This window comes from Butyrivibrio sp. AC2005, from assembly GCF_000424145.1.
Classification (GTDB): Bacteria; Bacillota; Clostridia; order Lachnospirales; family Lachnospiraceae; genus Butyrivibrio.
In genome coordinates this window covers 181,407-205,181 of the sequence record NZ_KE384137.1, presented here as the reverse complement: position 1 = coordinate 205,181, position 23,775 = coordinate 181,407, and the positions used below count along the sequence as shown (strand labels likewise).

Annotated in this window: 22 protein-coding genes; 3 read left to right on the top strand and 19 right to left on the bottom strand. The window is 36.8% G+C overall.

Annotation, left to right across the window (positions count from 1 at the left end; translation table 11 throughout):
* Positions 1-12 precede the first annotated feature (12 nt).
* The 3 genes from G602_RS29255 to G602_RS0117900 all read right to left on the bottom strand — a co-directional run bounded on the left by G602_RS29255 (position 13) and on the right by G602_RS0117900 (position 5,847).
* Complete coding sequence (locus G602_RS29255; RefSeq protein WP_049945317.1) at positions 13-3,135, bottom strand: response regulator; 3,123 nt, start codon at positions 3,133-3,135, stop codon at positions 13-15.
* A 180-nt stretch (positions 3,136-3,315) separates the two neighbouring features.
* Positions 3,316-4,512, bottom strand: coding sequence for a hypothetical protein (locus G602_RS0117905; protein ID WP_026660184.1), 1,197 nt, complete (start codon positions 4,510-4,512; stop codon positions 3,316-3,318).
* A 165-nt stretch (positions 4,513-4,677) separates the two neighbouring features.
* On the bottom strand, positions 4,678-5,847 hold the full coding sequence (locus G602_RS0117900) for an NAD(P)-dependent malic enzyme (protein WP_026660183.1): 1,170 nt from the start codon (positions 5,845-5,847) through the stop codon (positions 4,678-4,680).
* A 131-nt stretch (positions 5,848-5,978) separates the two neighbouring features.
* Here G602_RS0117900 and pepF point away from each other — a divergent pair, with 131 nt between their 5' ends.
* Positions 5,979-7,778, top strand: a complete 1,800-nt coding sequence (gene pepF / locus G602_RS0117895) for an oligoendopeptidase F (protein WP_026660182.1) — start codon at positions 5,979-5,981, stop codon at positions 7,776-7,778.
* Between the two features lie 101 nt (positions 7,779-7,879).
* On the opposite strand, the gene G602_RS0117890 is transcribed toward pepF, so the two are convergent.
* Positions 7,880-8,608 carry a DUF975 family protein gene (locus G602_RS0117890; protein ID WP_026660180.1) on the bottom strand — a complete coding sequence of 243 codons (729 nt, stop codon included), beginning with the start codon at positions 8,606-8,608 and terminating at the stop codon, positions 7,880-7,882.
* Between the two features lie 183 nt (positions 8,609-8,791).
* Between G602_RS0117890 and G602_RS0117885 the strand changes: the two genes are divergently transcribed.
* Positions 8,792-9,850: a tyrosine-type recombinase/integrase gene (locus G602_RS0117885; protein ID WP_026660179.1), complete on the top strand. Its 1,059-nt coding sequence runs from the start codon at positions 8,792-8,794 to the stop codon at positions 9,848-9,850.
* Between the two features lie 101 nt (positions 9,851-9,951).
* Here G602_RS0117885 and G602_RS0117880 read toward each other — a convergent pair whose 3' ends face one another.
* From G602_RS0117880 to G602_RS0117860, 5 genes are all read right to left on the bottom strand, one after another.
* Positions 9,952-11,211: a 6-phosphofructokinase gene (locus G602_RS0117880; RefSeq protein ID WP_026660178.1), complete on the bottom strand. Its 1,260-nt coding sequence runs from the start codon at positions 11,209-11,211 to the stop codon at positions 9,952-9,954.
* 213 nt (positions 11,212-11,424) lie between these two features.
* Positions 11,425-11,781: a hydrogenase maturation nickel metallochaperone HypA gene (locus tag G602_RS0117875; RefSeq protein WP_026660177.1), complete on the bottom strand. Its 357-nt coding sequence runs from the start codon at positions 11,779-11,781 to the stop codon at positions 11,425-11,427.
* A gap of 11 nt (positions 11,782-11,792) precedes the next feature.
* A complete protein-coding gene (locus tag G602_RS0117870) occupies positions 11,793-14,558 on the bottom strand; it encodes an FAD-dependent oxidoreductase (RefSeq protein WP_196808719.1) in 2,766 nt (921 codons plus the stop codon).
* Between the two features lie 114 nt (positions 14,559-14,672).
* Positions 14,673-15,791: a DUF5692 family protein gene (locus G602_RS0117865; protein ID WP_026660175.1), complete on the bottom strand. Its 1,119-nt coding sequence runs from the start codon at positions 15,789-15,791 to the stop codon at positions 14,673-14,675.
* A 145-nt stretch (positions 15,792-15,936) separates the two neighbouring features.
* Positions 15,937-16,350, bottom strand: a complete 414-nt coding sequence (locus G602_RS0117860; protein ID WP_026660174.1) for a LysM peptidoglycan-binding domain-containing protein — start codon at positions 16,348-16,350, stop codon at positions 15,937-15,939.
* Positions 16,351-16,754: 404 nt separating this feature from the next.
* On the opposite strand from G602_RS0117860, the gene lexA reads away from it, so the two are divergent.
* Complete coding sequence (gene lexA, locus G602_RS0117855) at positions 16,755-17,369, top strand: transcriptional repressor LexA (RefSeq protein ID WP_026660173.1); 615 nt, start codon at positions 16,755-16,757, stop codon at positions 17,367-17,369.
* A 77-nt stretch (positions 17,370-17,446) separates the two neighbouring features.
* Here the strand turns inward: lexA and rsfS are convergent, their stop codons facing one another.
* The 10 genes from rsfS to G602_RS27375 form a co-directional block, all read right to left on the bottom strand.
* Positions 17,447-17,812 carry a ribosome silencing factor gene (gene rsfS / locus G602_RS0117850; protein ID WP_044932712.1) on the bottom strand — a complete coding sequence of 122 codons (366 nt, stop codon included), beginning with the start codon at positions 17,810-17,812 and terminating at the stop codon, positions 17,447-17,449.
* A gap of 2 nt (positions 17,813-17,814) precedes the next feature.
* Positions 17,815-18,396, bottom strand: coding sequence for a bis(5'-nucleosyl)-tetraphosphatase (symmetrical) YqeK (gene yqeK / locus G602_RS0117845; protein WP_026660170.1), 582 nt, complete (start codon positions 18,394-18,396; stop codon positions 17,815-17,817).
* 28 nt (positions 18,397-18,424) lie between these two features.
* A complete protein-coding gene (nadD, locus tag G602_RS0117840; RefSeq protein WP_026660169.1) occupies positions 18,425-19,087 on the bottom strand; it encodes a nicotinate-nucleotide adenylyltransferase in 663 nt (220 codons plus the stop codon).
* Between the two features lie 63 nt (positions 19,088-19,150).
* Positions 19,151-19,447 carry a ribosome assembly RNA-binding protein YhbY gene (gene yhbY / locus G602_RS0117835; protein WP_026660168.1) on the bottom strand — a complete coding sequence of 99 codons (297 nt, stop codon included), beginning with the start codon at positions 19,445-19,447 and terminating at the stop codon, positions 19,151-19,153.
* Positions 19,431-20,828 carry a GTPase ObgE gene (gene obgE, locus G602_RS27380; RefSeq protein WP_081676065.1) on the bottom strand — a complete coding sequence of 466 codons (1,398 nt, stop codon included), beginning with the start codon at positions 20,826-20,828 and terminating at the stop codon, positions 19,431-19,433. Before obgE ends, yhbY begins: the two co-directional genes overlap by 17 nt.
* Before the next feature lie 112 nt (positions 20,829-20,940).
* Positions 20,941-21,225 (bottom strand): 50S ribosomal protein L27, encoded by a 285-nt coding sequence (gene rpmA, locus G602_RS0117825; RefSeq protein ID WP_026490668.1) that lies wholly within the window; start codon positions 21,223-21,225, stop codon positions 20,941-20,943.
* 3 nt (positions 21,226-21,228) lie between these two features.
* Positions 21,229-21,558, bottom strand: coding sequence for a ribosomal-processing cysteine protease Prp (locus G602_RS0117820; protein WP_026660167.1), 330 nt, complete (start codon positions 21,556-21,558; stop codon positions 21,229-21,231).
* Positions 21,559-21,582: 24 nt separating this feature from the next.
* Positions 21,583-21,891, bottom strand: coding sequence for a 50S ribosomal protein L21 (rplU, locus tag G602_RS0117815; RefSeq protein ID WP_026660166.1), 309 nt, complete (start codon positions 21,889-21,891; stop codon positions 21,583-21,585).
* A gap of 94 nt (positions 21,892-21,985) precedes the next feature.
* The gene (locus tag G602_RS0117810) at positions 21,986-23,026 is read right to left on the bottom strand and encodes a ribonuclease E/G (protein ID WP_026660165.1); all 1,041 of its coding nucleotides are present in this window, start codon (positions 23,024-23,026) and stop codon (positions 21,986-21,988) included.
* Positions 23,019-23,774, bottom strand: a complete 756-nt coding sequence (locus tag G602_RS27375) for a TIGR03936 family radical SAM-associated protein (RefSeq protein WP_044932708.1) — start codon at positions 23,772-23,774, stop codon at positions 23,019-23,021. The genes G602_RS0117810 and G602_RS27375 overlap by 8 nt, the downstream gene beginning before the upstream one ends.
* Position 23,775 lies beyond the last annotated feature (1 nt).

Here is a 23,775-nt window from a genome sequence, read left to right as displayed (position 1 = left end):
TAGCGCATGCATTCAGAATTCTTCCAATATACCTTTAATTTTTTCCCAGTCTGCATGCCTTAATGCTCCCTCTATCTCTGTAAGTAAAATTCTATCTTTATCAGGAATTTTATATTCATTAAGACTATCCAATATATATTTTATGCCATCGTAATCAAAAGAAAAAGAAAGTTCTTTTAGTGTAGATAATGCGTCTGTAAATTGTCTTTTTTCTATGGCAGGAAGAACTTTTTCATTTGATATTTCCATTACAGGCTTTAAGTCATCAAAAACATTTTTGTACAAGGATAATAACTTTTCTGTATCCTTTTTTATAGCTTCAAGGTCTTTATTATCTCCTGCAATTTCGAGGCTTTCTGCAAGCTTTGCAAGTCTTATGGCACCAATAAATCTGGCTGAGGACTTAAGAGCATGAACCTTTACTGTGTAATCACTAATGTTTTTATCATTATAAAATCTGTTGATCAATTGATTATTCTCTGCATACGAATTTGTAAACGATTTGACAGCATCCATATATATATCAATCGACCCACAGTTTTTCAGACCTTCATACCTGTCTATGTTTTTGGCTTTATATAACCAGTCAGGAAAAATTGTCGTATTTTCATTATCTTCATTCGTGGTATTACTTTTTTCTGTACTTACTTTATCCTGTGGCAGGTAGCTTATCATCATAGCTTCTAATTTATCGGACATAATTGGTTTAGTCAGATAATCAGTAAAGCCTGCTTTTATATATTGCTCTCTTACTCCGGAAATTGCATTAGCCGTAAGACATATTACAGGAACATCCTTATTGGGATTATCTTTTTCTTTTTGCAGAATTTGTAATGTTTCTATACCATCCATCTGTGGCATTCTATAATCCAGAAAAATAAGATCATACTTCTTTTTTCTTGTCATTTCCAAACTTTGCTTTCCGCTTTCAGCCTCATCAATGTTTACCAGAGTTTTCTTCAGAAGTCCTTTAAATACCGATATGTTTAAGGGAGTATCATCAACTACAAGCACTTCTGCATCAGGTGCTACAAATTTTTCTTTATAGGCTTCTTTATTAAAAAGTGCCCTTTTATAGGATTCCATATAATCACCTACAGGATCCCACTTAACTACATTTTGACTGATGATAAAATAAAACTCACTTCCTTTACCATATTCACTTTTGACTTTAAGCTCACTCCCCATCAGATTTAAGAGTTTTTTAGTAATGTTAAGTCCAAGACCGGTGCCTTGAATAGCTCTGTTTTTCTCTTCATCAACACGCTGAAAAGCGTCGAAAAGCTTATTTATTTCATCCTCTTTTATGCCTATACCGGTGTCTTTAACCGATACAAGAAATTCTGCAGTGTTTTCAGATGTTTTAGTAGAAAAAACCGATAGGGTTACAGTTCCCTTTTCAGTATACTTTATGGCATTTGATAAAAGATTTGTAATTATCTGCTTTATTCTAATTTCATCACCATTAATGACACTAGGCATATTTTTATCCATCTCCGGAATAAAAGTAAGACCTTTTGATTCCACTTTAGGCATTGCCATATGAATAATGTCATTTAATACAGATGAGAAATCATAATCTACATTAATTATATCCATTTTTCCGGCTTCAATTTTCGAGAAATCAAGAATATCATTTATAATGCTTATAAGTGTATTACCGGCTGATTTTATATCATGAGCATACTCCTGCAATTGTGGATCATCAAATTCTCTTAAAATCATTTCATCCAATCCAAGCATTGCATTTAAAGGTGTTCTTATTTCATGTGACATATTTGATAAGAATTCACTTTTTGCTCTGTTTGCTGCTTCTGCATCCTGAGCTGACTCCTCTAATTCTTTAGTCATTGCTTTTAAAAAATGTGAAAGTCTCTCAGAAAGGGGGATTATTTCATCGTAGCTATGTGTCTGTCTGGTGGTAAGAACAGGAATAGCTTCTTCACTTTTAAGTCCCTCCCTCATACCGACTGCAACAAGTGCAGAATTAAGGACCCCGCCTTTACCACCATGCATAAATATTTCACCCATGCCTATAATTACATTGGGCTTCTCCTCACGTCCTTCGCTATAATAATTTATTTCCATCATGTAATCATCCTGAAGGAAATTAAATCTGTTTCCACAGATAATAAGCGTAAGCCTTTCCGCCCTAAAAGCTTCCATTCTGTTTGCTGCTTTTCTTGTATCATTAAGAAGCTCTTTTGCTTCAGCATAAGATAGCCTTATCTTCTCATCTTCAAGTACATCACCCTTTAAATAAACTTCACCTTTAGCTCCCAGTCCTGAAAGTGTTCGTCCGATAAGTAAACCGTTACGCTCCAGTACTATAGGAAATTCTCCCAGGTTTTGTATGAAATAATCATTTGTTTCAACTCCCAGATATTTTTTAAATACATCTACAGGCCTCATACCATCAATTGAGCTTATAACTGTGGTTCCTTTATCAGTAATTGCCTGGGCACTTATATCCATATATCTTCCAAGGGGTTCCCAGCCAAAAAGATATTCTTCATATACATATAATTCTTCACCTGAGAAAATCATTCCGGAGATTCCAAGATTAAAATCTTCCCCACTAATAACAAATGAATCTTCGTTACCCATAGTGATAAAGTTTTTAACCTCACCAGCTATATTTCCGGCAGCAATAGCACCAAAGACAGGTATATTTTCAAGTCCCTCGGTTAAAACTTCAAGGAATTTTGCAGCACTGGACTTTAAATAAGAAAAATATATCTCTATGGCTTTAACATTTTTCAATGTCTTCAAATGCTCATTGAGTTCCTTTGCATAGTTTAAACAGTCTTCTACAAAGAATTGATTATTTGTATCTATTTCCTTATAAAAAGGCTCTGCCTTGGACATATTTAAGGCCGTAAAGCTGATTACTATGGCACTGTCCATTTGCAGAAGTAAAGCCTGCTGCGCAACAGAAAAGCCAATAACCTTCATTTTTGGAAAACTATTATTTATTAGTTTTAATATTTCAGGAACATCATTCTCCGGGATATTTCCAACAAATACCTCGATTACACCATCCTTGTAATCCTGGTTTTCGAAATAATCAACTAATTCCGGTAGTGATTGCCTAAGTTCTGCTAAATCGCATACTGTAGCAGTTTTTTGGATCATGCTTTTTGCCTTTCACACAATTTGCTGCAACAATTAAATTTGACAAAATTATTATATAATAATGCTTTCAACGATATAATTAACAAAGCCTAAATAACTATAAAAAAAAATAATAAAAATAAGGACCGACATCGTGATATGTCAGTCCTATCAATAAATATAATGTTGAATGCCAATCTCTTATTCGGGCTTTAGTCCTGAACCACCCTTCCATTCATATGTAGAATCAGCATCTTTTACTAATTGAAATACCATTGCCATATTGGAATCACTAATTGAAATTATATGTCTGTCATCGTAATCCTGACTGAAATAGATCATCTTCTGCTGCCCTTCATCTGTAGCGACATAAATTGTTCCATCATCCCATGAGAGATCATAATATGTTCCAATGAAATGAGCATAGCCTTTTCCATCAGGGCAAAGCATCATATCAAATTCAACACCTGCCTTTGCTAATGCATCTGCATTGTAGGTTGTTCCACTCTCCTGAAAAGCCATAATCTCATAATAGCCTGCATCATTATGCTTTCCTGAAGATAAATCCGGAAGGTAGGAGGAGTCAAATTCTACCTTATTACTATCTTTTGAATCATCAGTATCTGCTTTTGAAGAATCCTTATCCCCTTTTAAAGAACCGGTTAAAGATCCTGTAAGAGAATTTGTAGCGTCATCAACAGCGTTGTCAAAAGAATCTTTAGCATCTTCCATTGCATTATTTAAAGCATCCGTTCCTTCTTCATATGCATCACTTAATCCTTCTGTAGCATCTTTTGCGGCTTCATTAAGGCTGTCTGTTGCTTCACCAAAGGCCTGGTCGATCATTTCGTCAGCAATATCATCTACTGTTTTATCATAATCACCTTTGTCGTAAGCAAGTTTCTCTTCCTCTGTCATTGGTTCGAAGGTCATTTCGTCTGCATCCATTGCAAGTACTACTGTACCATTATCAAAGGTATAAGGAGTATCAATATCTTCGATATGTACGAATTTATCATCCCAGGTAAAATCCGTTTTTTCACCCATCATATTAACATGACCGGTTCCATCTTCATTTACAACCATATAAATTCCTACACCATATTCATTTATTTGCTGAAGTTCACCTGTAATATCTTCGCCATTACTTATGAATTTTATTAATTTATAATAGCCCACAAATGAATTTGATGATTGAGAAGTGCTTTTGGCAGCTGTATTTTCTACTGTGCCTGCATCATTATTATCATTATTGTTTACGGATGTTCCGGCCTTCATTTTGCCTTCTGTGATATTTAAAGGCTCAGAAACTTCATTATTATCCTTTTTGGAACCGCATGCAGACATAGATAATGCCATTGCAAGTGCTAATGAGATAATAAAAATCCTTTTCTTCATATGTATTTCCCCCTGAAATATAACAAAACATCTATATAACCACTATAATTATAAGCGATATAACGTAACTAATTTATTAAAAACTTATAAATTTATTTATCGAATCTTTTGTTACAGGGGATAAAAAAGACCTTAGAAATTTCTAAGGTCTTGAAAACACATTATTTAAATTCTTGCAACTCCGCATTCTCTTGCTGCTTTTGCAACTGCTTCAGCGACTGTAGGACCGACTCTCTTATCAAATGCAAGCGGCAGAATGTATTTGTCATTTAATTCTTCAAGTGAAACAAGGTTCGCAAGAGCATATGATGCAGCCTGTTTCATTTCCTCTGTTATATCCTTAGCCCGAACATCCAGAGCACCTCTGAAAAGTCCCGGGAAGCAAAGTACGTTATTAATCTGGTTCGGATGATCACTTCTTCCTGTACCAACTACAGCTGCACCTGCTTCAAGTGCTTCGTCAGGTTCGATTTCCGGAACAGGGTTTGCCATCGGGAATACAATGGCTCCGGCATTCATTGATTTTATCATTTCTTTACTGACAATATGCGGTGCACTGACTCCGATAAATACATCGGCTCCCTTCATGGCATCAGCAAGATTTCCTGAAAACTTTTCGGGATTTGTCTTTTGAGCCATCTCTTCCTGCGCTGAATTCATTTCCACGCCTTCACAGAGAACCCCAAATCTATCAACCATCTTAAGGTTTTTAACACCCAGATTAAGCAGATGTTTTCCGATAGCAATTCCTGCAGAACCGGCTCCGTTTATAACAACCTTCGCTTCGGATATTTCTTTATTAACAACACGCAATGCATTGATAAGTGCAGCACCGACTACAACAGCAGTACCATGCTGGTCATCATGGAAAACAGGAATATCACAGATCTCCTTAAGCTTTTTCTCGATTTCAAAGCATCTTGGTGCAGCAATATCCTCAAGGTTTATTCCACCAAAGGATCCTGAAATCAAATAAATGGTACGTACAATCTCATCAACGTCTTTACTTCTTATACAAATAGGAAACGCATCTACGTCAGCAAACTCCTTAAAAAGTGCACATTTACCTTCCATGACAGGCATTCCTGCTTCCGGGCCTATATCTCCAAGACCAAGTACTGCTGTTCCATCTGTTATAACTGCGACAAGATTATGTCTTCTCGTAAGCTGATAAGATTTATCATAATCCTTCTGTATCTCCAGACATGGCTGAGCAACTCCTGGTGTATATGCAAGTGAAAGATCTTCCTTATTTTCAACCTTAACCCTTGATACAACCTCAATTTTCCCCTGCCATTCTCCATGCAAACGTAAAGACTCTTCAGCGTAGTTCATAGATTTCATCTCCTCTTTTTGTAGATAATTCATTAGTAACCATGAAAAATATTTGTTATACTTAACAAGTGCGTATTTATTGAACTTAATATTTTACACACATCTATCATAATAATAAGGAGAATACTTAAATGCAAGGAAAATTACCGAAAAGAAATGAAGTAGAAAAGGCTATGACATGGCGCCTTGAAGATATTTATGAAAACGAAGAATTGTGGGAAGCCGATGTAAAGGAAGCTCTTTCTCTTGCCGATAAGCTTTGCGAATATAACGGAAAGTTGTGTGATAATGCCAATAACCTTTTTGAGGCACTTAAAATCTATGAAAAGGCTGATCTTTTAACAAGTAAATTCTATGGCTATGCGCATATGAGACATGATGAGGATACTGCCAATTCCAAGTATAACGGAATGAATCAGAGAGCAACTTCTGCCTATCTGCAGATAAACGAGAAGGCATCCTTTGTAGAGCCTGAAGTTTTGACACTTTCAGATGAGACTCTTACTTCCTTTTACAATGAAGTTCCTGAGCTTAAACAATATGAACTTAGAATCAGGGAAATGAGAAGGCTTAAGGATCACATTCTCTCAAAAGAGCTTGAACAGCTTGTGGCATCTGCCGGTGAAATGGGAAGAACTCCTTATAATGGTTTTAATATGTTATCCGACGCTGATCTTAAATTCCCCAGTGTAACGGATTCAGAGGGAAAAGAGGTAATTCTTTCAAACGGAAGATTTGTTCCCGTTCAGATGTCTAAGGACAGGGAGCTTAGAAAAAAAGCTTTTGAAGCTTTCTATGGCAGATATGAGGAGTTTAAGAATACCTGGGCTGCTTTATATGACGGTGAAGTAAAAGCTCGTATTTTTAATTCAAAGGCAAGAAAATACAATTCCAACTTTGAGGCTGCAGTTGATGCAAATGATGTGGATCCGGCAGTATGTGACAGACTTATTGATTCCATCCATAAAGGTTTTGATAAGATGCATAGATATGTTGCACTCAGAAAAAAGCTTCTGAGCGTTGATGAGCTGCATATGTACGATGTTTATGTTTCCATGATAAGTGATTTTGATATGGAAGTCAGTTACGATGAGGCAAAGGAAATTTCACTTAAGGCTCTGGCACCTCTTGGCGAAGAATACCTCGGAATCGTTAATGAAGCCTACAATAATCGTTGGATAGATGTAATTGAGAATGAAGGCAAAAGAAGTGGTGCTTACAGTAGCGGAGCTTATGGTGTTCATCCTTATATGCTTCTTAATTACAATAATACTCTTGAGGATGTTTTCACTCTTGTTCATGAAATGGGCCATTCAATTCATACCTGGTATTCCGAGCATGAACAAAGCATCTGGAATGCAGATTACAAGATTTTCGTAGCAGAGGTTGCTTCTACAACCAATGAGGTACTCCTCTACCACTATCTCAAAGACAAGGCAAAGAGCAAGGAAGAAAAGGCATATATCATTAATCATTTCCTTGAAAGTTTTAAGTCTACAATGTACAGGCAGACTATGTTTGAAGAATTTGAGAGAAAAACAAATGAGATGGCTGAAAAAGGCGAACCACTTACTGCTGAGAGCTTATCTGAAGTATACTACAATCTTAATAAAGAATATTTTGGATCTGAGATGGTTTCCGATCCTCAGATTGCATACGAATGGTGCAGAATTCCTCATTTCTATTACAACTTCTATGTTTATCAGTATGCAACAAGCTTTGCAGCTTCTGTTTCAATTGCAAAGAGAATTCTTGAGGAAGGTGAGCCTGCAGTCAATGAGTACAAAAAATTCTTAAAGAGCGGATGTACTAAGGATCCTGTAAGTCTTCTTAAAATTGCAGGTGTTGATCTCACAACAGCTGCTCCCATAGAAGATGCACTTAAAGTATTTGAAGAAGCTCTATCCGAAATGGAAGAACTGTTTAAGTAATATGTTTATTTAAAATAATTAAGCCCACATCCTTTTTTATTTGGATGTGGGCTATTTTTTTAGCTCGTACTCAGACGTTTATTATGGCAATAAAATGATCTTTACATAACTGCAGGATTAGGATTATAGGTTTCTTTTATAGCGGTGTAAAGTTCAGCATCTGAACATCTCTTATAAGGACCAACATAGAAAATCCAAAGGATGCCACAGGTAAAGACACTAAGTAATGCCCATCCAAGGAATGAAAGGTCAAATGCAAATGCATTCATCTTCTGTCCATCCATCATTTTCCTTGAAAGTGTGATTGCTTCATCATGTGTCATATCAGGATTCTCTGCAAGCAGATAAGGTACAAGTCTGTATGAATAACCCTTTATAATTCCCGGAATAACACAAAGCATGCTCCAGAAAAACAGATAAAGATGCATAATAAACATTACTTTTACGATGTTTTTCCAGTTACTCTTAAATCCATAACCAACATTACCAATCGCAGCTTTCTCTTCTACACGATTAACAATAAAGAATCTCTGGCATCCGACTGTAAGAGGATTAAAAACGCATATCTTAAGTGCAAGCCCTATAATAATAAATACGAGTGATGCAGCCAGAATAACCATAAGAATCGGAATTACTACATCCCAATTAATATTATTAAAATCGATACGTCCATTCTCACTTCTTCCTGCGCTGCTTCCTACATTACTTCCTACAGAACCACTGCTTCCTCCTGTTGCAACTCCAAGTAATAAGCAAACTACAACACACGCCCAACGGTTTTTGGTAAAATTAGCCATACCATTTTGTTTTAGCATTGAATTTGTCCACATATGATTTCTCCCTTCCAAAAAACAATTTTCATTTATAGTTAGAATTATACGATAAAGTTTATGTAATTGTATATAATATTATTGCAATTTATAGTGTCATAATAATACAATTGCGAAAATTATCACTTCTATATCTCAGAAAAAGGATTTATGTTACAATTTATAGTGATTGGAGGAGTTGTAATGGGGGCAGATTCAGAATATAACAGAAAATTGCATTTAGCACGTTTAGAAAAGCTTCACGAATTAGAGGGCATACTTCCTGTATATTGTATGCCTTTTTTAGATGATAAAGAGCTTACATCTCAAATAAATACGGTAATATCATATGCCTATGATCTGATTACTTTTTTTCAGTTTCTAAAGGAAAAAAATCCACTTCTAAAAAATGTTTCAGATATAAAAGAAATCGATTTAACTTTTCTTGATAACCTATCCTTTGAAGACATAAATGAATTCCAAAGATTTTTATCATTTAATAACGGGGAAAATAAACACGTAAATAAAGAAAAAGGAATTGCCAGGAGGATGTCTGCTGTCAGAGGATTCTATGAATTTATGTGTCAGCATCATTATCTTAAGAACAACCCTACTCTTGGCGCTGCAAAGCGTAAAAAGACGCCAAAAAAGGATATTATCAGGATGAATTCCGAAGAAGTAAATACCCTTATGGATACTGTAATAAATACTGAACTGAAGGTATCTGACAGGCAAAGAGCCTTACTTGAAAAAACTAATCTCCGAGACACAGCTATATTCACTCTTCTGTTAAATACAGGAATCCGAGTTTCTGAATGTGTTGGACTGGATATTGATGATATCAATTTTGACGAGAACTCTTTTTCCGTTGTACGAAAAGGAGGAAACACTCAGATTTTGTATTTTAACCGTACAACCGCAGAAACCTTAAAGGAATATATCGAATTCGAAAGGCCATCTCTTTGTGAAAACGAAAAAGAAAAAGCCTTATTTTTATCCTTGAGAAAAAATCGCATCACCGTAAGAAGCGTACAGCTTTTAGTCAAAAAGTTTACACAAATGGCAGTTCCCGGCAAGAAGCTGACACCTCATAAAATGCGCAGCACCTATGGTACAGCTCTCTACCGCGAAACCGGGGATATAAGGCTTGTTGCAGATGTTCTTGGACATAAGGATATAAATACAACTGCAAAACACTATGCAGCAATCGAGGATGAACACAGGCGAAGAGCTGCAACTATCGATCCTTATTCAGACAAATGAAAATACTTCTTGTCCGCATAACCAAAAATAAAGTCAAAAATCATCATTTTAAAAGGCCACTCTTCAAACGAAGCGTGGCCTTTAGAATTATTATATTAAATTTACAGAAGTTCCTGGAAGCCGGGAACAAAGAGGTGTCTCGGAATACCATCAACCATGATAGGACCAACATCACCCTGAATCAGAGGTCTTACATAGGTTATGAATTCATCAGTTACATATGTACCTTCTTTGTTTATCCATTCTCTTGGTACTAGTCTCTCATCATTAGCAATCTTATGAACATCCTTAACCTCAGTACCTGCCTGATAAGGATCATCAGAAAGACGCTCAATAACTACCATTTTACCGCTATCGCCTTCATCAGCAGCCTTCATGGCAGCACCACCAACTTCATATGCTTCAAGAATATCAACACGTGAAGCGCAGTGGCTTGCAGCTCTCTGAAGAGTCGAAAGCTCGATAGCTCTTGTCTTGCAGCCAATCTCTGTAGAAAGAACTGTGCAAAGATATCTTGCTGTTCCGGTGAGCTGCTTATGACCGAATGCATCAATATATTCTACGCCATTATCATACTCACTGATATATTTTCCGTCTTTATCATGAATACCTTCAGAAATAGCAATAACAACGTTTGCTTTCTCTTTAAGAAGTTTTTTAACTTTTTCAACAAATTTCTTTACGTCAAAAGGAAGCTCGGGAAGATAGATTGCATCAGGTCCGTCACAGTCTTCACCTCTTGAAAGTGCAGCTGAACCAGTTAACCATCCTGCATTTCTACCCATGATTTCAACAATCACAACCTGGCCATGCTCTGTCTCAAGACTCCATCCATCACGGATAATTTCCTTTACGGAGGTTCCTATATATTTAGCTGCAGAGCCATATCCGGGTGTATGATCTGTAAGAGCAAGGTCATTATCAATTGTCTTGGGACAACCAACAAATCTTACAGCTGAGCCGGAAATAATAGCATAATCCGAAAGCTTTTTAATGGTATCCATAGAATCATTGCCGCCGATATAGATAAAGCAGTCAATTTCTAAGTCAGTTAATATCTGGAAAATCTTTTCATAAGTTTCTTTGCTTTCAAAGATCTCAGGCAGCTTATAGCGGCATGAGCCAAGATATGCAGATGGTGTTCTCTTTAACAGTTCAGCATCAAGTCCTGTCTTGATATGGTCGGCGAGATCAATGTAACGCCCTTCCATAAGTCCCTGTACACCGTGAATCATTCCGTAAACCTTTTTGTATCCGCGGTCTTTAGCTGTACGATAAACACCTGCAAGCGAGGAATTAATTGCAGCTGTAGGTCCTCCTGACTGTCCAACAATAACGTTTCTTTTCTCCTTCGTTGCCATGGTTATGAATACCCCCTTATCTAGTTTTGTTATGCAACATGTATATATTTTATCAAAATAGTAAGCTTATGTCATTAAAAATGTCTATAATTATAAAATAATTTTAAAAATCTTATGTTTATTGGTTATAAAATATTTATCAATATAAAAATCCCAATGGTTTTGTTATCTGAATTTAACCATTGGGATTTATGTGTTTATATAACCGACTATTTAATTTTCATCATCGGAAACTTCAATTTCCTTAATCATAAACTCATTGCCCTGGACAAGATAAGTCCTTTCACTTTGACAGAATGGACAGATTCTTCCATGCGCAATTGTACCATATTGTTTACCGCAATCCTCACACTGTGTAATTGCCGGTATGGTTTCAATTAGAAGTTCAGTTCCTTTGATAAAATCCTGCTTATCAGACGCCCATTTCCAGCAGTCAGTAAGGAAATGAGGTATAACAGTTGAAACTTCACCAAGTTCAACGGTCACTTTGTCAATTTTTTCAATTTTATTCTCATCTACAACTGACTTAAGGTCATCAATTATATGAAATACTACACCAAGTTCGTGCATAAAAAACCTCTTTATTTCTTGCCTTTGAATTTGATGTTTATTGCCTGCTTTGCGGCATAAGGGAGAATATATTTGAGCTTATCCTCGCTTCTTCTCATTACGCTGCATTCAGGATTTTCCCTATACAGATGTATAGCATCAAATTCACATTTTGTTGTACAAAGACCGCATCCGATACATTTATTTGTATCAACAACAGACGCTCCGCAAGAAAGACATCTGGCTGTCTCTGCTTTAACCTGTTCCTCGGTAAATACAAGCTTTGCATCGCGGAAGGAATGAGTGGGATCAGCAATAGCATTACTCTTTCCGGGAATTTGTCTCTTACATGTATCATAGTCCTTTACCAGGATGTCAGTCTTATCAAACTCCTTGAAATCATTACGGTTACGTCCAATTGTAAGCGAAGAATTCGGTTGCACAAAGCGATGTATTGAAATAGCACCCTGTTTACCGGCTGCAATAGCATCAATTGCAAATTTGGGACCGGTATAAACATCACCGCCAACAAATATATCCGGTTCTGATGTCTGATATGTGAGTGAATCCGCAATGGCTCCGTTACCTCTTCCAAGTTCAACCTTAGATCCTTCAAGCATATTACCCCATAAAATGCTCTGTCCTATACTTAAGAATACATGCTGACATTTGACTGTAACAGTATCATTCTCATCATATTTTGGATTAAATCTATGCTCCTCGTCAAAGACAGAAAGGCAACGCTTAAGAACGATTCCGGTTACCTTACCATTTTCAGTAAGAATTTCCTTAGGTCCCCATCCGCAGTTAATCTCAACACCATCTTCCTCAGCTTCTTCTACTTCTTCATCAGAAGCAGGCATAATATCTCTGCTCTCAAGACAGAATTGTTTAACGCTTTTGGCTCCACATCTTACAGCACTTCTGGAAACATCGATAGCTACATTACCGCCACCAATTACTACAGCATCACCTTCTACCTTTAGTGTTTCGTCATCTGTTACGGCATGCAAGAAATCAACAGCTGTTACAACGCCCTCAGCGTCTTCTCCCGGAACTCCTGCTTTTCGTCCACCCTGACATCCTATAGCAATATAGAAGGCTTTGTAGCCCTGACCGCGAAGCTCGTCCAGTGTAATATCCTTACCGACTTCTACACCTGTCTTAATATCCACGCCCATTTCCCTGATAATATCAATCTCTGCCTGGACAACATCCTTCTCCAGTTTATATGATGGAATACCATAAACGAGCATGCCGCCTGCTCTGTCATTTTTTTCAAAAATTGTAGGTTTATAACCTTTTTCAGCAAGATAAAAGGCGCATGATAATCCTGCCGGACCTCCTCCTATAATGGCGATTTTTTCGTCAAATTCGCCATTTACCTTAGGTATAACCTTCTTAGGAATAAATCTGGTTTCAGAATTAAGATCTTTTGCTGCAATAAACTTCTTTACTTCGTCAATGGCAACAGCCTGATCAATGGTTCCTCTGGTACATGCTTCTTCACATCTTCTGTTACAGATATGTCCGCAAACTGCAGGAAGAGGATTATTTTTCTTGATAAGCTCAAGAGCTTCGGTATACTTACCCTGAGCTGCCAGTTTTAAATATCCCTGAACTGCAATATGGGCAGGACATGCTGTCTTACATGGAGCGGTTCCTGAGTCATAACAATTAATTCTGTTGTTATCCCTGTAATCCCAATCCCAGTCAGCTTCAGTCCATTTCTTTTCGCTCGGAAGGACATGCTTGGGATATTTTACTTCAGAACCATCTTTTTTGCAGAGCTTCTGTCCAAGCTTAACAGCACCTGCAGGACATACCTCTACGCACCTGCCGCAAGCCACACAATCTTCCTTAGTTACTTTTGCAACATAGGCAGAGCGTGACATATTAGGCGTGTTATACAGCTGTGAGGTTCTAAGTGCATAACATACATTAACATTACAGTTACAGATAGCAAATATCTTATTTTCACCATCGATATTGGTTATCTGATGAACAAATCCATTATCTTCAGCCTTTTTAAATATTTCAAGCGCTTCATCCTTGGTTATATATCTGCCACCTTTGCCAGTCTCTACAACATAATCTGCCATATCACCGACAGCAATACACCAATCCATTTCATCATCAGCGCAACCTTCATTATAGGTCTTGCGTGAACGACGGCAGGAACATGGACTGGCGGCATATTTTCCTTCATATTTATCAAGCCAGTGTGAAATATGCTCCAGTGATATTGATTCATTATTCATGTCAATAGCTTTTTCGACAGGAATAACATGCATTCCTATTCCGGCACCTCCCGGAGGAACCATGGGAGTAATCTTTTCAAGTGGAAGGGTTGTCATATAATCAAAGAATTTGCCCATTTCAGGATGCTCATCTATGAGTTCCTTATTCATATTTGTAAATTCTGCACTTCCGGGAACATACATGGGAACAAGATACTGCTTTTCTCTCTTTTCATTTTCCCAATTATATTCTACAAGACCTGTCCATGACATATGATCAAGAAGCTCTTGTAAATGTGTAGGCTCAATGCCTGTGAGCTTCTTAAGCTGATCAAAGGTCTTGGGCTTTCTGACTCCCATCTTTAAGGCAAGTTCTGCCTCTTCATCACTTACAATAGCTGAAAGAGCCCAATATTCAGGATCATCATTTGTCAGTTTCTTAAATCCAAGATGGTAAGGAACCCTGTCCGTTATCATCTTACCTAATTTAACAATGGGCTCTCTCATTACAACGTCATCTTTTACATAAGACGGCTTATAGGGTGGTTTTCTTCCCATAAAAAATCTCCTTCTGAATCATAAAAAACTTTTCGTACAACTTCTAAAAGTCGCAAATATAGGGGGCTTTATAAAAAGCCCCCCTAAAGAAAGTGCTAAAACGTATTATTATTCTTATGCTGCTCTCTTCATTGCAATCTGGAAATCCTTAGTATCACCAAATACTTCGTTTGCATAAGGATTTTTGCCAGACTTAACAGATCTCTTGATTATCTCAGCTATGCATATAACATTTGCTGCTATAGAAAGAATTGCTACAAAGCCCTGCATTCTGGGATCAGCAGTAATTCCCATGGATGAAATAATCTCTCCTGCCTGAGCAGTTTTACCTGCACCTGCGTTGTATAGTTCAATAGCTTTAGCATATAGATCCATTGTAGTTATGCCGTTTGCAGTTGCTCCACCGTATACTGAAGGAAGTGCAGCTGCAAATTTACTGCTAAGCTGGAATCCTGGAACAACCTGAGCCCACATGCACCAGATTGCAAGTGTATTTGCACGGTTCTGAATCCATGCACCCTTGTTCCAGAATGCATTGGCAAATGTAGGTGCAAGCAAAAGTGCAACACCGCAGTACCATGAATGAGTAGGAAGATTAAGATATGTGTACTCAAAATTCCATACATCATATGCAACAATAAACCATACTGTCATATCAGGCCAGAGCATATCTGCGTGATTCTTATCCTTTGATGTATAAAGGTGAACACATCCTGTCATGCAGAATATGTTTATCATACCTGCGATGGCATTAACAACATTCCACCAGCCACCATAGATAAATACACCTTCATTGGATGCCCACCAGGCTCCGCTAAGATTACCTGAAATAGAGAATGCAGCAATTGCTGACTCCATATCTGAAACATTGGCAATCATGATGTTCGCTGCGACTATTGCCCAGGGAAACCATGCAAACCATTTTTCCTTACCAATGCCCCATTTATACTTGATCATCATAAAGCCTACGCAGCCGATATCTGCTGCATAAAGTTTAAAATAGTGGAACCAGCCATCCATATAAGCAACCGTAGGATTGGCCTTTCCACCAAATGCACCCAAATGAGCAACTATAAAGTAAACAGTAAGAATTGTAGGAATAACAACAAAGACAAGCATTCCACCAACTTTAGTTCTACGTCCTATCTCATTCATAAGAATAAGACCCACAAAAACCATCACCCAACCTATAAGTTGTGAGCTGGCACTTGTGCCATAGAGTTGAAATAACATAAAGTACCTCCGAATTAAATTATTAAATTTTTATAAAATAATAATAGCAATTCCATGATAAGAATTGCTATTGGCAAAAGTAATATAATTTAATTGATATTTTTAGATACTATTATCAAAAATGTAGTTTCCATATTTTTTCTATTTACTTAAGATGTTCAGAATAATAAGGAATAATAAGATTAGATCCTGCTTTTAATTTTGTGTCAGGTGATATTCTGTTAATTCTTGCTATATCAGAAACGAATTCCTTAGTATTTCTATAATGAAGATCATCCATATATTTCTCAGCAAGTGTCCATACAGAATCGCCAACTCCTACACTTACAGATGTATAATAGCGATATTCTTCGTTATTCATATTACTTGCATCAGAGCTGAATGAAAAAGTAAGCAGAATAGCCATAAAGATTATAACTGATGCCATAACACCAAATGTAATTGCACGTCTTCTTATAAGTCTCTCTCTTCTTCTCTTTGCAAGAACTGCTCTCTTATATCTATTGTCCCCATAAATAACATTATTGTTTCTGATATTAACGGTTTCTGCTTTTCTCATATCCATTCTCCTTCATTATGCCGAACAAACGTTACGAACAATTGTTCTCATGAACAATATATCGAACATCCATTCTTTTGTCAATACATTTTTCGAACATTTGTACTTGATTATATTTATTAATAATCTTAAAGAAATCATTCGTTTGTGTTCATAAAATGTTCATAATTGTACTATATTATTGATATCAAGGTAGTTGATAAACCAAATCACACTATCTCCCCCTCATAAGAAAATCGCAGGACACTCACAGTAATGTGAGTGTTTTGTGATTAATTCAAATATCTTATGTATTAATTCTATACAATCTCCTGTCCAATAAAAAGTACAGCGAATATACGTTTGCTTTTTCCTGCATTTTATGTTAATCTGAACATAGGTTCTTGATTATATGGAGGATAATAATGGAAAAAGGAAAAATCAGCGCAAAGCAACAGGAAATTCTTGAGTTTATAAAAGAAAAGATACTGGATAAGGGATATCCGCCAACTGTACGCGAAATATGTGAGACAGTTCATTTAAAGTCCACATCTTCTGTTCATTCACATCTTGAAACTTTGGAAAAGAATGGATATATTAAGCGAGACCCTACCAAGCCCCGTACAATAGAGATTTGTGATGATTCATTTAATATGATCAGAACAGAGATGGTTAACATTCCTGTTGTAGGGCAGGTTGCTGCAGGAACGCCGATTTTGGCAGAACAGAATATCGATAGCTACTTCCCTATTCCTGCTGAGATGTGTCCTAAGGGACAGATGTTTATTTTAAATGTGAAGGGCGATTCAATGATTAATGCCGGTATTTTTAATGGTGATCGTATATTCGTTGAAGCCTGTGATACAGCCCGTAACGGAGAACAGATAGTAGCATTGATTGATGATTCTGCTACTGTTAAGACATTCTATAAAGAGAACGGACATATCAGATTACAGCCAGAGAATGATGACATGGATCCTATAATAGTTGATGATTGTGAGATTCTTGGCCGTGTATTCGGAGTACTCAGATTATATTAAATATAATGGCTTTTCCATATATACAAAAAGCTGCACGAAATATTTGTTTTCATGCAGCTTTTATCATTTAAATACAATTATAATTCATCTTTGGTGATATGTTTACCATCTCTCCATATTCTCTCGAGATCATAAAACAAACGATTTTCCTGGTCGAAAATATGTACTATAATGTCACCAAAATCCTGAAGAATCCAAAAAGCACTCTCATATCCTTCAATATCCTTTTTGTCATATCCTGCTTTACCGAGAGTTTCTTCAACTCTGTCTGCCATAGCCTGAATCTGTGAACGGTTTGAACCGCTTGCGACTATAAAGAAGTCACCAAGAGTTGATACTTCACTGATATCGATTATTTCGATATCCATGCCTTTTGTATTTTCAAGTGCTTCTACAGCAAGCTTCACCATGTTTTTTGAGTTTTCAATTGAATGTTCAGCCATTGTTATTTTTCCTTTTTTAAATAATATTCATAGGTTTGCCAGGTCATAGGATCACATTCCTTATCTATGTTATTAAGATAATGAATTGTGTCCTCCAATATCTTTAGCATACATTTATCAAGATCAGCATAAGCCAGCTTTCTTATAGAATCCATATGTTCCAAAGGCTTTCTGTTTGGCTCGATAAAATCTGCAATAAATACAATTTTCTCAAGATCAGTCATACCCGGATGCCCTGTAGTATGCCATCTGATTGCTCCGAGTATTTCCTTATCTTCATAGCCATATTTATGTTCTGCCAGGCACATCCCTGCTTTTGCATGAATAAGTGCGGGATTTCTTTTTTCAATGTCTGTAATTTCAACATTGTACTTTTCGCAAATTCTTATTTGCTCTTCGTGTTCCAGGTTCTTGGCGCAATCATGAAGATACCCGGCTATCAATGCCTTTTCGAGTGAAGCATCATGAACCGCGGCCATATTTGCTGCAGTATATGCTACACCAAGAGTATGATCGAATCTGTCTGCATTTAATACAAGCTTCATCTCTTTTCTGAGCTTATGTGATAATTCAATAATTTTCATAGTATATAAAGACTTAGCCTCCTAAGAATTAACCGTGATAAATTTTCATATCATCATCTTCATCATTAGAAGAGCCCATACCATTGTATATATTTTTCAAGCTTGCAAATTCAATGACCGATTCAGGTAACATGTATCTTACAGATCTACCAGTCATTATACGAGCTCTTATGTCACTACTTGATATTTCAATATTGTTATACTGAAGAATACGAACATCAGCTCCGTATTTATCATGAAGATACCTTCTCTGTGCATCCATGTCTGCAATAGACATATTATTTCGTATTGCTGCAAGAAGAACACAGTTTTTAAATATCTCTTCACTCTTATACCAGCTTTCAATCTGCGTAAAAGTATCTCCACCAAGGATTAAGTATATCTCATCTCCGGGGTACATTTTTTCAAGCTCATACAGTGTGTCAATTGTATAAGTATTTCCCTCACGGTCAATCTCAATGCGTGAACAGGTAAAATACGGATTACTGTCTATAGCGAGTTTAACCATCTGATATCTAAGCTCACCGGGAGTAATATTATTATTCTGTCCTTTCATATAAGGACATCCGCTGGGAATAAAAATCACTCTGTCCAAACCAAACTGTTCTCTTGCTGCTTCACCTAAAATCAGATGAGCATTATGTATTGGATCAAATGTTCCGCCTAAAATACCGATTTTTCTACTTGCCATATTATTCTGTCACCTCTTTTATGCATTTTTATGAAAAAACAAACTAATAACAATAAAATAATATTACTTGGGAAGCTTTATTTCAGGGTTCTCGTGAAAAGGCTTATAAAGAACAAATTTTCTTCCGATCACCTGTACAAGTGTTGATCTGGTTCTCTCTGCTACCGTATTGGCAACTTCCTTAACATCATCAGTGCAGTTTTTCAAAATAGATCCTTTTATAAGTTCCTTATTGTTAAAGCATTCTAAAACACTTTCTGTTACTTCGGGAGTAACCGCAGCTTTACCAATCTGGAAAACCGGATCAAGATTCATAGCAAGTCCTTTAAGATAAGAACGCTGTTTACTCGTTAAATTCATCATTTTCCTCCGAATCATAGTCTATATTATCATCCTGATCAGGAGCTGATTCTTCATTTTCAGAACCGGTTTCCGTATCAGCATTTCTATAATAGTCAAAACTGTTACCATACATACGTACAGTATCACCTTCCTGAATTCCAAGAGCTTCAAGCTGATCAAGAATGCCGTTTTCTACAAGGAAATTCTGGAAGAAAGCAAATCCCTTTTCAGAATCAAGATTTGTATATCCAAGCATTTTCTCAATCTTAGGACCTTCAATAACGTATTCCTTCTCTGCGGAATCGTATTCAACAGTGAAGGCTTCATTTTCTGTCTTAAGCTCTACTTCAGGATCATATTCGCTTTCAAATACAAAAGTCTCTTCGCCTAAATTATCAAGTTCCCTGCTAATATAGTATAACAGTTCACTAATTCCTTTACCAGTTAGGGTTGATGTTGCAAAAACCTTAACCCCTTGTGGCTCAAATTTTTCACGAAGCCTCTGAATTATCTCAGACTCTTCACCATCAGGAAGCATATCAATTTTGTTTGCAGCTATTACCTGAGGCTTTTTGGTGATATCGGCATTATACTTTGAAAGCTCATTATTAATTGCTTCTATATCTTCAAAAGGATCTCTGCCTTCAGTTCCGGCTGCATCAACAACATGAATCATTATTCTTGTACGCTCAATATGCCTTAAAAATTCATGGCCAAGACCTGCTCCGTCAGCAGCTCCTTCAATCAGCCCTGGAATATCAGCAACAACAAATCCTCTTGCATCATTCAAACTTACAACTCCGAGAATAGGAGTTAATGTTGTAAAGTGGTAGTTTGCAACCTTAGGCTTTGCATTACTAACCTTTGTAAGAAATGTTGATTTACCAACATTAGGAAAGCCAACAAGACCAACGTCCGCAATCATCTTCAGCTCGAGCATTATTTCCAATTCTTTAGCGGGTTGTCCAGGTTGAGCATATCGAGGAGCCTGCATTGTACTTGTCGCATAATGCATATTTCCATTTCCGCCTTTTCCACCCTTTAAAAGAACAAACTCAGTGGTGTCTCCGGACATATCAACAATGACCTTACCGCTTGATGCCTCTTTTATAACAGTTCCCTGTGGAACTTTTATAATAATGTCAGAACCTGATTTGCCATGACAACGTCTTTTTCCACCATCTTCACCATTCTCAGCCTTATATTTGCCGCCATAATGAAAATCAGAAAGAGTATTTATTCCCAAATCAACTTTAATAATGACGTCTCCACCTTTTCCGCCGTCTCCGCCATCAGGTCCGCCGTTGGCAACAAATTTCTCACGTCTGAAAGAAACGTGTCCATCTCCACCCTTACCGCTTTTAACAAATATTCTCGCTCTATCAACAAATGCGGGCATTTTCTGTCTCCTATAATTTTTAGAAAATTGATTTTTGCTTGCAAAAACTAATTTTAGATAAAAAAGGCTCCAAACAATAACATGTTTGGAGCCCAATACATAACGATACTGATTACTTCTCTACAGCATAAACGCTAGCCTGCTTCTTATCGCGGCCCTTGCGTTCAAAACGAAGCACACCATCAACAAGTGCAAAAAGAGTATCATCCTTACCGATACCAACATTTACACCGGGATGAATATGAGTGCCACGCTGTCTGTATAAAATATTTCCAGCCTTTACGAATTGTCCGTCAGCTCTCTTTGCTCCAAGACGCTTAGACTCGGAATCACGACCATTCTTTGTGGATCCGACTCCCTTCTTATGAGCAAAAAATTGAAGGTCCATATTCAACATGACTTACACCTCCTCGAATTTAATGTTCAAAAACTCATTTCCATATTGTTTGTAGACGCCTGTAATGCCAAGCTCAAAAGATCTCATTAAAAGATCTCCATCCTCCGAGAAACCCTTCTCGGTAGACACTTCTATATATCCCTTTTCAGGATCGGCATCACACTTGAAATCATCATCAGTAAACTTCTCCAATGAATTAACAGTGTTTATGCTTAAGATAGAAATCGCAGCACAAACTATATCCTTGCCATATTCTCCGGAGCCGGCATGTCCTTCAAGCTTAAAGCCTAAATACTCACCATCTTTATTTTTACGAATAACGATATTTGTCATATCTGCAAACACTCATTTACAAGATTACAGTGAAATCTTATCAATCTTCACAGCTGTGAAGCACTGTCTGTGACCGTTCTTCTTATGATAACCGGTCTTACTCTTGTACTTATAAACGATAACCTTCTTGCCCTTGCCCTGTTCCATAACAGTTGCGCTAACCTTAGCGTTTGCTACATCACCAGCAACCTTAAGAGTATTGTCATCATTTACTGCAATAACATTATCAAATGTAACTTCTTTTCCGGCTTCTACGTCAAGCTTCTCAACACGAATAACGTCGCCCTCGGAAACCTTGTACTGCTTACCACCAGTAACAATAATTGCGTACATAAGGCACCTCCTTCTTCCAAATCTCGCTAACTATGGTGGGATAAAAATTAATCCACTTATACCTCGTTAAGCGGCATACTACTGAATAATAACATCACATCTTTTTTATGTCAATAGTTTCTCGTAGAGATTTCTTTCTTTTATCTCTGGTAAATTCAATAATTCCTAATTTGGTTAAATCAATAAATGTCAGATTCATAGGATCATTTCTGATCAGATCTTTTATATATCTTATCAATTCATCCTTGGTTTCTGATTTGCTAAGTGTAACAAAGTCTATAAGAATCATACCGGAAAGGTTCCTGAGTCTGATCTGTCGATACGCCTCTCTGGCTGCTTCTTTGTTTAATTCCAGAAAAAACTGCTCATTTTTCTTAAGAGCTTTCCCAGAATTAACATCTATAAGATTAAGGGTTTCTGTTTGTTCTATTACCAGAAATGCCCCTGAATCAAGCCAGACCTTTTTTCTGAATAGATCTTCCGTCCTACTCGTCAGACTATAATGTACAAAGAGCGGTAGTCTTTTTTCTTTTTCACTGTATAGCTCTATATTAACATTATCAATAAACAAATCTTTTCTTTCGATGAGTTCATTGTAGATATGATTATCATCCGTTACGATTTTATAATCTGAATCATCTGTAATATTGGATAAAATATTGCAGGCCTTTTCGATTTCATCAGCAGCAGTCGAAATATCATTACTAATTTGCTGATATTCTGTTCTTGTTTTTGCAATGGCCAAAAGCTTTTCGTCATCGCCTGAAAAATCAGCTTTTGAAAAATCAATTTTACCGGTCAGTCTTGCCTGTTTAGTCTTAATCTCCTCAACACTTACCTGAACAAGAACTATATCACCGGCTTTTAATTCATTTGATGATTCAACACTTCTATTGAGAATCATTTTTGCGGGAAGAGATTTTAATGGCAAAAATCCAATTCCATGTTTGCCGCTTTCCTTCTCAATGCGAACAAAAGCAGAACTAAGATTGGCAACAATGTTTTCAACTCTTCCTACATATATGTTTCCAGTTCTGTCCTTCGAATCCAGAATATCGATATACTGAACCCTATTTTCCTTTATACCAATGCATGTGAGATGTTCATGCCATTTTGTAATTATGACATCAAACATATATTTTCCCTTCAGATAAATTTTTATCCCTGGCAAAAGATTCTTCCGAAAGCATTTCGGGTATCATCGGCTGTAAATAGTATCCTTTATCATCAGTTCCCGAAAGATAGGTGTCAAGTCTGTGATATACTGCTGCAAATTCTTTCATTTCTTCATCTGCAAAAGAAAACAGGCTTTCCACCAAAAGTGCTGCTTTAAGATTTGAACTGCTACCGGCAGATAATAAAACATGTATTGTGTTATCTTTTATGATTTCCCATTTATAGATTAAAGGCTTTATGTCAATTATTTTCTCGCCGTTTTTGGTCTTCTTTACAGCGGGTATTTCATTTTGCTGCATAAAATTATCAAAAACCTTTTCCAGGTCAAAAGAAGGCTCTTTTCCGGCTCTAAAGGATATTAAATATTCAGCAGCTGCGACACTTGTCATTGCATTATCGCATTTTTCAGGTAATTCCTTTATTGCTGTAATTACAATACCTTCATTCATAGCACCATTGAGTGCATCCATAACAGCCTGGGGGCTTTCACAGCTAATAACGGTTATATCCATGTAGTCGCCATCTGTTGTAGAACCTACACTTAACGGCTGTGCAAAGGAAAGTATCTGATGAGGACTGTATCCCTCACTGTATTTAATATCTATTTCAGCACGTCTTATTGCTTTCTGAACATATCGCATTACATCGAGATGCCCTAAAAAACGTATAGGTCCATGCTTTGAAAATTTCAATCTCAGTTTCTTCATT